This window comes from Comamonas sp. CAH-2 (genome assembly GCF_009668305.1).
In the GTDB taxonomy this organism is placed as follows: domain Bacteria; phylum Pseudomonadota; class Gammaproteobacteria; order Burkholderiales; family Burkholderiaceae_C; genus Comamonas; species Comamonas aquatica.
Genome location: NZ_VSWF01000065.1, coordinates 1 through 9865 on the forward strand (window position 1 = coordinate 1; position 9865 = coordinate 9865).

Consider the following 9865-nt stretch of genomic DNA (forward strand, 5'->3'; position numbering starts at 1 on the left):
CGAAGTCGTAGGGGCTGTCACTGAGGATCTGGTGCTCGCGGATGCGCAGGCGGCGCACGCCACTGCGGCCTTCGGCGGTGACGTGGGCGTGCAGGTGGTTGGCCTGCGCCGTGCCCTCGGCAATGCGTTGCTGGCGTGCCAGGACGGCGGCGCGCTTGTGGGAGAGATAGTTGTTCAGGCCCATGGCGGTACTCCGGTGAGGTGGGAAGTGGGAAGGGGAAAGACGCCATGGTTGGCCAGGCACGCTGCCCCGGCTACGAAGTTTTGCGTGTTTGCTTATGCGTTTTTTGTGAGCAGGTTGCGCACGCTGGGTCTGCGGTTTTGCGCATATCGATACCTGTTTTTGTTCCTTGTGGCGCCGCAAGGGGGCGGCCTATCGTGGCGGCACATTCCATCTTCATCACGAGGGACGACATGGCAGATTTTTCGCAAGAACCACGCAGTGCATGGCAGCGTCGCCACTTTCTGGGTGCCGCGGCAGGCGCGGCCACCGTGGGCGCGGCCGCGGGCCTGCTGCCGCAGGTGGCACGCTCGCAGCCCCGCAAGATCACCCTGGCCTGGAGCCAGGCCAGCTTTTGCCAGGTGCCCGTGCCGATTGCGCTGGAGCGCGGCTTTTTCACACAGAACGGCCTGGATGTGGAAGTGCTGAACTGGGGCGGCGCGGCCGACCAGTTGCTGGAGGCGCTGGCCACCGGCAAGGCGGAAGTGGGCGTGGGCCTGATCCACCGCTGGGTCAAGCCGCTGGAAGCAGGCCTGGACGTGAAGATCGTGGGCAGCGTGCACGGCGGCTGCCTGCGCCTGGTGGGGGTCAAGTCGGCCGGTGTGACCACCGATGTGCGCACCCTCAAGGGCAAGGTGATCGGTGTGTCCGACCTGAACAGCCCGGCCAAGCAGTTCTATGGCATCCACCTGGCCAAGAAGGGCCTGGACATCGACAAGGACATCGAGTGGCGCGTGTTCCCGGCCGATTTGCTGGACGTGGCCGTGAAGAAGGGCGAGATCCACGCGATTGCCGACGGCGACCCCAACCTGTACCTGATCGAAAAGCGCAACCCGGGTGTGTTTGCCGAGCTGGGCAACAGCGCCACGGGCGAATACGCCGAGAAGATCTGCTGCGTGCTGGGCGCCGGTGCCAAGTTTGTGCGTGAGGACCGCAAGAGCGCGGCCGCCGTGGTGCGGGCGCTGGCGCAGGCCTCCAACTACGTGGCCGAGAACCCCAACGAATCGGCCCGGATCTTTGCGCGCTACACCCCCAAGTTCGAGGTGGCGGACCTGCAGCGCCTGATTGCCGAGCTGACCTACAAGCACCACCCGCACGGTGGCCGCCTGCAGGACGAGGTGCTGGCCTTTGCCACGGACTTCCGCGAGGCCGGCATCCTGAAAAAGAGCACCGACCCCGTGCGCTTTGCCCGCCACATCACCCAGGACGTGCTGTCATGAGCGGGGCCCAAGCTTCCTGGGACTTGCCCCTGGCGCCCGCCAGCGCCCTGCGCCCAGCGCGCGTGTGGCGCCAGGGGCTGGTGGCGGCGCTGGCCTGGGCCCTGCTGGGGGCACTGACCTGGCTGTGGCCGAACAAGGAGATTGGCTTCAGCGACTGGGCCTATACGGCCGAATTCGCCGCCCTGTCGGGGGGGCTGGCCCTGGCGCTGGCCCTGGCCGCGCTGACGCTGGCCCGCCCGGGTGGACGGCTGCAGTGGCTGCACCCGGCCGGGGCGTGGCTGATTGCCGCGCCGCTGCTGCTGGCGCTGTGGCAGGTGCTGACGGCCAAGCTGGGCCTGCTGCCGCCACCTTTCTTCGCGCCGCCGCAAAGCCTGCTGGAGGTGTACCTGGACGACACGGCGCGGCTGGGCACGTCGGTGGCACATTCGCTGCGCCTGCTGGTGCACGGCATCGTGCTGGGCAGCGTGGTGGGCTTTGTCACCGGCGTGTGGGTCGGCTGGTCGCGCGTGGCGGGCTACTGGGTCCACCCCCTGCTGCGCTTTCTGGGGCCGGTGCCGGCGTCGGCGCTGTTGCCGCTGGCCTTCTTCTTTGCGCCCAGCAGCTACAGCGCGGCCGTGTTCCTGATCGCGCTGGCCACCTTCTTTCCGGTGGCGGTGCTGACCTGGTCGGGCGTGGCCAATGTGAGCAAGAGCTACTACGACGTGGCGCGCACCCTGGGCGCCTCGGAGTGGTTCCTGGTGTGGCGCGTGGCGATTCCTGCCGCCTTGCCGCAGGTGTTCGTGGGCCTGTTCATGGGGCTGGGCGCGTCTTTTTCGGTGCTGATCACGGCCGAGATGATGGGCGTGAAGGCAGGCCTGGGCTGGTACCTGCAGTGGGCTCAGGGCTGGGCCGCGTATTCCAACATGTATGGCGCGCTGCTGGTGATGGCGGTGCTGTGCTCAGGCCTGATCACCTTGCTGTTCACCGTGCGTGATCGCCTGCTGGGCTGGCAGAAAGGAACTGTGAAATGGTGAAAGCCTTGCGCTCTCTGGTGTCCGAGGTCTGGGCGGACACCGACACGCTGGACACGGTGGCCGTGCCTGCGCCGCGTGCCACGCTCCCTGGGGCCCATATCGCGGTGCACCAGGTGTCGCACCAGTTTGCCCAGGCCCAGGGCGGTCATCTGCCGGTGCTGGACCATGTCAGCCTGCAGGTGCAGCCGGGCGAATTCGTGGCCCTGCTGGGCCCCAGCGGTTGCGGCAAGTCCACGCTGCTGCGGCTGGTGGCCGGGCTGGAGGCGCCCACGACCGGCCAGATCACGCAGGACGGGCAGCCGATCACGCGGCCCGATCCCTCGCGCATCGTGGTGTTCCAGGACCCCACGCTGTTTCCCTGGCGCACGGTGCGCGACAACGTGGCCCTGGGGCTGCAGGCGCGCAAGGTGCCCCAGGCGCAGTACACCCGGGTGGACGCGGCGCTGGAGCTGGTCGGCCTGAGCGAGTTTGCGGCCAGCTACCCGCACCAGCTGTCGGGTGGCATGGCGCAACGCGCCGCGCTGGCACGGGCCCTGGTCAATGAGCCGCAGTTGCTGATCCTGGACGAGCCCCTGGGCAAGCTGGACTCGCTGACGCGGCTGAGCATGCAGGGTGAGTTGCTCAAACTGTGGCAGAAGGCCGGCTTTTCGGTGCTGCTGGTCACGCACGACGTGGAGGAGGCGCTGTTTCTGGCCAACCGCGTGGTGGTGTTCTCGCCCCGGCCGGCGCGCACGCTGACCGAGCTGCCCGTGGATTTGCCCTATCCCCGCCATCGCAGCGATCCGCGCTTTGTGCAGTTGCGCCAGCAGGCGCTGCGGGAGCTGGGCCTGAGTGATGTGGGCGCATGAGCCCGGACCGCGTGGTGCAGAAGGCGCCCTGGCTGCTGTGGCTGCTGGAGGCCATGCAGCGCGGGCAGGAGGGGCTGCTGCGGTTGTGGCATGCGCTGGGCTGGACGCCCGTGGTGGATGGCCAGCCGGCCTGGCCCTGGGCCCAGCGCCTGGCCGGCGAGCATTTGCTGCTGGACGTGGGCCAGGCGCGGGCCCTGGCCGGGGGGCTGGTGGCTGCCGCCCTGGTGGTGGTGCTCTTGCTCCTGGCCTGGTTGGGGGGGCGCCGGCGGCGTCTGCGCTGGGGGCTGCTGGCCAGCGCCGGGTTGGTGGCCGTCCTGGCGCCCTGGCCGTCGGCGCAGGTGCTGTGGGTGCCTGCCAGTCCCCGCAGCTTTCACCACAACCCGGTGCCTTTCAGCGACACGGCGATTGCGGCCGGCGCGGGCCATTACCAGCGGCTGTGCGTGGCCTGCCACGGCACGACCGGCAACGGCCAGGGGCCGCAGGCGGCCCGGCAGGCCGTGTGGCCCCCCAGCTTCACCGGCCCCTTGCTGTGGCGCCGTGCCGATGGGGATCTGCTGCACGCCGTGCGCCAGGGGCTGACCACGGCCGGTGGCCAGCCCAGCATGCCCGGTTTTGCCGAACAGTTGACGGTGGCGCAGAGCTGGGAGCTGCTGCATTTTCTGCGCGCCCAGGCGGCCGGCCAGCTGCTGCAGCTGTCGGGCAGCTGGGCCATGCCGGTGGCCCTGCCGGACATGGCGTTGCGCTGCCCTGGCCAGCCCTGGCAGCGGGTGCGCGATCTGCAACGCCAGCGGGTGCGCCTGGTCGGCCTGGAGGATGTGCAGGGCCTGCTGCCCGACCCGCGCATGCTGACGCTGTGGCTGCCGCCCGAGGGCCGCGCCGTGGGGGCGGTGCTGCCTGCTGCGGTCGATTGCGTTGTGACCTCAGGCACCGAGGCCCGCCAGGCGCTGCGCTGGCTGACGGGCAGCGAGGCGCTCCAGCAGACCCAGTTGCTGGCGGACAAGTCCGGCTGGCTGCGTGCGCGCAATGACCGCGGCGCCGACAGCTGGAGCGAGGGCGACCTGGTGTGCCGCCTGGCCGATGCTGGGGCCGCTGTGCCGGCGAGCACCGCAGAAGACAGCCTGACGCGGCTGCTGCGCAGCATGGACAGTCAGCCCGTGGTCTATGTCAAGGGCGGCAGCCTGCACGGTGGCGCTGGCCGGCGCGGTGCGCCGCGCGATCAGGCAGCTTCCTGAAACGCCTGCATGCCCTGCATGCAGTACTGCAAAAAGCGGTTGGCCGCGGGGGAGAGCTGGCGGCCCGCCCGGGTGATGAGCTGGACTTCGGCGCTGAGCAGGGCAGGGTTGTGGATGGGCACGGCCAGCACCCGGCCCTGGACCAGCTCGGTGGTGACCGAGCACTTGGGCAGCAGGGTCACGCCCTGGCCCGTGGTCACAAAGCCGAGCAGCACGCTGATCAGGTTGCTGGTCAGGGCCGGGGACAGGCGGATTTTTTCGGCATGTTCGGCAAACTCAACCAGCTGGCGGATGCCGTAGACGCCCTGCAACAGGGCCACCGGCCACTGCGACAGCTCCTGCAGCGAGGTGTGCGGCGCCCGGCTGAGCGGGTGGCCGGGGGCGACAATGGCGTGCATCGGCTGGCGGGCCGCGCCGCGCGAGGCGATGTGGCTGTCCGCGGGGGCGTAATAGACCAAGCCGATTTCTGCGGCATCCTCGCGCACGCGGCGCATGATCTCGTTGGTGCCGTGGATGTCGAGCGCGATCGAGACATTCGGGTAGTGCTGGCGGAACTGGCGGATCGGGCCATCGATCAGCTCCTGGGCGAAACCTTCGCCACTGACGATGCTGACCGTGCCGCTGCGCAGGCCGCGCACGGCGTCCACCTTGGCCAGCATGTCGTGCTGGTGGGACTGGTGCTGGCGGTAATAGTCCAGAATCAGCTGCCCGGCCTGGGTGGGCACCACGCCGGTGCGGTGGCGCTCGACCAGGGCCACACCCATCTCTTCTTCCAGCAGGCTGATCTGGCGGCTGACGGCCGAGGGCACGATGCCCAGTTTTTCCGCCGCGGCGCGCACGGAACCATTGCTCACGGCCTCATACAAATAACGGGCACGGGAATCGTGAAATGTGTGCATGGCAGGCCAGGGTGGGGCAGGGTGAGAGGGACAACAGCGCAGCGCAGGCCGGCATGGTAAGGCGAGCGTTCTGTTTTTTAGAACAGAAAACAAAAACAAACGCAATAAACACGCGGATATATTTTCTGACCTTGGCATGAGCGGGTCCGCAGCGTTAGGCGCTGCAGTGGCAGGCCGTGCCAGGCGTTGCCAATTGCTCCCTGAACGTGTCGTTGCCATGCCACCGGTCCCGGTGGTACTGCACCCCGTGCCCAGTGCAGGCCCGACGGCCTGCGGCGGGGCGTGTTGGCGGCGGATATTCCACATTCATATCAAGCACGTGGCCGCGGTGTGGCGGTGGCGGGAAAAGGAATCCGATGCGTACAGACGTTCAGCCCGGCAAGTCGCCGATGAACTGGGGGGTGGTGGTGCAGGTGTTTGCGCTGGCACTGGTGATTGCAGCCTTGTCCGAATGGCTGGGCCCGCTGCCCATCGAGCTGGGCATTGGCAAGGTGGTGCTGCTGCCCATGATCTGGGCGTTGCTGATTGGCTTGGTGCTGGGCCTGCTGTCCAAGCGCCTGCCTGGACCGGCCAAGCTGGACCTGCGCGGTCAGCACTTTGCCGCGGCCGTGCTCTCGTGTGCGCTGTTCCTGTTCATCGCCAAGCTGGGCCTGCTGGTGGGCGGCTCGCTGCCGCAACTGAGCAAGGTGGGCTGGGCGCTGGCGCTGCAGGAGCTGGGTAACCTGGTGGGCTGCATTTTGCTGGGCATGCCCGTGGCGCTGCTGCTGGGCATCAAGCGCGAAGCGATTGGCGCCACCTTCTCCATCGGCCGCGAACCCGGCTTAGCGATCGTGGGTGAGCGCTTCGGCATGAACTCCCCAGAGGGCCGCGGCGTGTTGGCCGAATACATCACCGGCACCCTGATCGGCGCCATCTTCATCTCCATCCTGGCTGGCTTTGTGACCAGCCTGAACATCTTTCACCCCTACGCCCTGGCCATGGGCGCGGGCGTGGGTTCGGGCTCGATGACCGCCGCTGCCGTGGGCGCCGTGGCGGCACAGCACCCTGAAATGTCGGACCAGATCGCCACCTACGCGGCGGCGGCCAACCTGATCGCTACCACCTTGGGTACCTACCTGACGCTGTTCATCTCGCTGCCGCTGGCCGTGCGCGCCTACCGCTGGCTGGAGCCGCTGCTGGGGCGCAACCGCAAGGCCGTGTCCATCGATGATGGCAGCGTGGCCCAGCCCACCGAGGTGGTGCACACCCCGGTGCTGAACCTGGGCATGCGCCTGCTGTCGTGGGTGATGGGCGGTGCCACCGTGCTGGTGGCCAACCGCATCGGCCACGGCGTGCCCATGCTGGACGCGTTGCCTGGCGTGGCCATCATCATCGGCGTGGTGCTGGTGGGTGACCTGGTCTATCTGGCCACGCAGCGCAAGCTGCCTGCCGTGTGCTGGATTTCCTTCGTGGCCATGGCCATGACCTTCCCCAGCACGCCGTATGCGGCCGAAGTGGCGGCGCTGACCGGCAAGGTCAACTTCTTTGCCATGATCACCACCATGCTGACCTTTGCCGGTCTGGCCTTGGCCAAGGACATCCCGGCCTTCCGCCGCCTGGGCTGGCGCATCGTCGTGGTCTCGCTGATGGCGAATGCCGGCGTGTTCCTGGCTGCGGCCGCGATTGCCCAGTTCTTCGTGGGCAGCCTGTGACCCCGGTTCCTTGCAAGAAAGCCTGAGCGATGAGCAACCCGAATGACAACGTGAACTGGCCCACGCAGGACAGCCTGCAGGCCTGGCGGCACGACTTCCACCGCCACCCCGAAACCGCGTTCCAGGAGCACCGCACCAGTGCCCGCGTGGCCGAACTGCTGCAAGGCTGGGGGCTGGAGGTGCACACCGGTCTGGCCGGCACCGGCATCGTCGCCGTACTGCGCGGCCGCCGCGGTGACGGTCCCAGCATTGGCCTGCGCGCCGACATGGACGCGCTGCATGTGCACGAGCTGAACACCTGCGCCCACAAGTCGCAGCACGACGGCCGCATGCATGCCTGCGGCCACGATGGCCACACCACCATGCTGCTGGGGGCGGCCCAGGCCCTGGCCAGCCATCCCGACTTTGCCGGCACGGTGCATTTCATCTTCCAGCCCGCCGAGGAAAACGAAGGCGGTGCGCGCGCCATGATCGAGGATGGGCTGTTCCAGCGCTTCCCGATGCAGGCCGTCTACAGCCTGCACAACTGGCCGGGCCTGCCCGTGGGCACGGCGGCGGTGCACAGCGAGGCCGTGATGGCGGCCTTCGACATCTTTGACCTGACGCTGACCGGGCAGGGCTGTCACGCCGCCATGCCCCACCTGGGCAAGGATGCGCTGCTGGCGGCCTGCCAGCTGGTGACCCAGCTGCCCGCGCTGATCGCGCGCGAGCAGGAGGTGCACAAGCCCGCGGTGCTGAGCATCACCAGCTTCCACGCGGGCGACACTTACAACGTCATGCCCGAAGTCATCCAGCTGCGCGGCACCGTGCGCTGCTTCGACATGGCGCAGCGCGCCCGCATCGAGCAGCGCCTGCGTGACGCGATTGTGGCCACCTGCACCCTGCATGGCCTGCAGGCCGATCTGGACTACCGCGTCAGCTACCCCGCCACCATCAACCACCCGGTGCATGCGGAAGTCTGTGCCGAGGTGCTGGCCGGTGTGCTGGGCGCCGAGCAGGTGCGCCGCGACCTGAAGCCCAGCATGGCCTCGGAGGACTTTTCCTTCATGGCCCAGGCCTGCCCCGGGGTGTACATCTGGATGGGCAATGGCGAGGACAGCGCCTCGCTGCACAACCCCAAGTACGACTTCAACGACCGCGTGCTGCCGCTGGGCGTGCAGTACTTTGTGCAACTGGTGCAGGCGCTGCTGCGTGATGGCCGCCTGCCGGCCAGGGCCTGACCAGCGCCGGCCCCAGGCCGCGCTGCCACTTGTGAGAACCGGGCCTGCGCCCGGTTTTTTTCTGGCCGGCTGTCGCGCAGGTGCCAGGCAAGCGACAAAAAACCAGCTTGAAATACTCGGGATTGCCCCTAGATGGCACAAACTGCCCCCGCACGGCGTGGGGCAGCCCTTTGTTTGATGACGAGCCTTCCTCCATGACCCAACTTCAAAAACCCTTCAAGATCGGTTCCGTGACCCTGCCCAACCGCGTGGTGATGGCCCCGCTGACCCGCATGCGCGCCTTCCACGGCCGCGCGCCGGGTGACCTGCAGGTCACGCACTACCGCCAGCGCGCGGGCGCCGGCCTGATCCTGACCGAGGCCACCTCGGTCAGCCCCCAGGGCGTGGGCTACCCCAACACCCCCGGCATTTGGTCGGACGAGCAGGTGGCCGGCTGGAAGCGCGTGACCGAGGCCGTGCATGCCGCCGGTGGCCACATTGCCGTGCAGCTGTGGCACGTGGGCCGCATCTCCGACCCCGAGCTGCTGGATGGCCAACTGCCCGTGGCCCCCAGCGCCATCGCCCCCGAAGGCCAAGTGGCCGTGCTGCGCCCCAAGCGCGACTACACCGTGCCACGCGCGCTGGAGACGGCCGAGATCGCCGGCATCGTCCAGGACTTCGTGCAGGCCGCCCGCAACGCCAAGGCGGCCGGTTTTGACTTCATCGAAGTGCACGCCGCCAATGGCTATCTGTTCGACCAGTTCCTGCACGATGGCAGCAACCAGCGCACCGACCAGTACGGCGGCAGCATCGAAAACCGTGCGCGCTTCCTGCTGGAAGTGCTGGACGCGCTGGCCCAGGAATGGCCGGCCGAGCGCATCGGCGTGCACCTGAACCCCATGAGCAACACCCACAGCATGCGCGACAGCGACCCCGTGGCGCTGTTCAGCTATGTGGCGCAGCAGATCGAAGCGCGCAAGCTGGGCTTCATCTTCTCGCGCGAAGAGCTCAAGGACGGCGTGCTGCCCATCGGCCAGCACCTGCGCAAGATCTACAGCGGCACCTACATCGCCAACGACGGCATGAGCCAGCAGGATGCCGAAGCCCTGCTGGCCCGCGGTGCGGCCGATGCCGTGGCCTTTGGCCGCGTGTTCATCGCCAACCCCGACCTGCCGGCCCGCTTCGCCCAGGGCGCGCCGCTGAATCCGCTGAACGCCAGCACCATCTACAGCGCCGACGCCACCGGCTACAACGACTACCCCGCGCTGGACGCGGAAACTGCAGCCGCCTGAGTAGGGTCCCGCCGCATGCAAAAAAGCCAGTCCTCGGACTGGCTTTTTTGATAGCTGTCAGCGCTTGCTGTGCAAAGGCTGGAGCCTGATTTTGCTTGTAATCTGCGTGGCGCTTAAAAGCTTTCCCACTCGTCGCTGGTGTCGACTGCAGGTGCAGCCGCCGGCTTGCTGGGGGCGGGGGTGGCTGCCGGCAGCTTGGCACTGGCGGGTTTGGCGGCCAGCTGCGCGGTCGGGCGTGGGGCCGGTGTGGG

Annotated in this window: 8 protein-coding genes and 1 pseudogene; 7 read left to right on the forward strand and 2 right to left on the reverse strand. The window is 68.1% G+C overall.

Annotation, left to right across the window (positions count from 1 at the left end; all coding sequences use genetic code 11):
• Positions 1-184, reverse strand: a pseudogene (locus FYM52_RS18270) (OsmC family peroxiredoxin); the annotation flags it as partial.
• A 230-nt stretch (positions 185-414) separates the two neighbouring features.
• On the opposite strand from FYM52_RS18270, the gene FYM52_RS18275 reads away from it, so the two are divergent.
• Genes FYM52_RS18275 through FYM52_RS18290 form a run of 4 tightly spaced genes read left to right on the forward strand, consistent with a single transcriptional unit; the run spans position 415 to position 4533 of the window.
• Positions 415-1440: an ABC transporter substrate-binding protein gene (locus FYM52_RS18275; RefSeq protein ID WP_154165120.1), complete on the forward strand. Its 1026-nt coding sequence runs from the start codon at positions 415-417 to the stop codon at positions 1438-1440.
• On the forward strand, positions 1437-2453 hold the full coding sequence (locus FYM52_RS18280) for an ABC transporter permease (protein ID WP_154165121.1): 1017 nt from the start codon (positions 1437-1439) through the stop codon (positions 2451-2453). Before FYM52_RS18275 ends, FYM52_RS18280 begins: the two co-directional genes overlap by 4 nt.
• Positions 2447-3301 carry an ABC transporter ATP-binding protein gene (locus FYM52_RS18285; RefSeq protein ID WP_154165122.1) on the forward strand — a complete coding sequence of 285 codons (855 nt, stop codon included), beginning with the start codon at positions 2447-2449 and terminating at the stop codon, positions 3299-3301. Before FYM52_RS18280 ends, FYM52_RS18285 begins: the two co-directional genes overlap by 7 nt.
• The gene (locus FYM52_RS18290) at positions 3298-4533 is read left to right on the forward strand and encodes a cytochrome c (protein WP_154165123.1); all 1236 of its coding nucleotides are present in this window, start codon (positions 3298-3300) and stop codon (positions 4531-4533) included. Before FYM52_RS18285 ends, FYM52_RS18290 begins: the two co-directional genes overlap by 4 nt.
• On the opposite strand, the gene FYM52_RS18295 is transcribed toward FYM52_RS18290, so the two are convergent.
• Positions 4518-5432, reverse strand: coding sequence for a LysR family transcriptional regulator (locus tag FYM52_RS18295; RefSeq protein ID WP_154165124.1), 915 nt, complete (start codon positions 5430-5432; stop codon positions 4518-4520). The genes FYM52_RS18290 and FYM52_RS18295 overlap by 16 nt on opposite strands.
• Positions 5433-5788: 356 nt before the next feature.
• Here FYM52_RS18295 and FYM52_RS18300 point away from each other — a divergent pair, with 356 nt between their 5' ends.
• From FYM52_RS18300 to FYM52_RS18310, 3 genes are all read left to right on the forward strand, one after another.
• Positions 5789-7123 (forward strand): DUF3100 domain-containing protein, encoded by a 1335-nt coding sequence (locus FYM52_RS18300; protein WP_154165125.1) that lies wholly within the window; start codon positions 5789-5791, stop codon positions 7121-7123.
• 29 nt (positions 7124-7152) lie between these two features.
• Entirely contained in the window at positions 7153-8343 is a 1191-nt protein-coding gene (locus FYM52_RS18305) for a M20 aminoacylase family protein (RefSeq protein WP_154165126.1), read from the forward strand.
• A 194-nt stretch (positions 8344-8537) separates the two neighbouring features.
• Entirely contained in the window at positions 8538-9614 is a 1077-nt protein-coding gene (locus tag FYM52_RS18310) for an alkene reductase (protein WP_042420217.1), read from the forward strand.
• Positions 9615-9865: the final 251 nt, after the last annotated feature.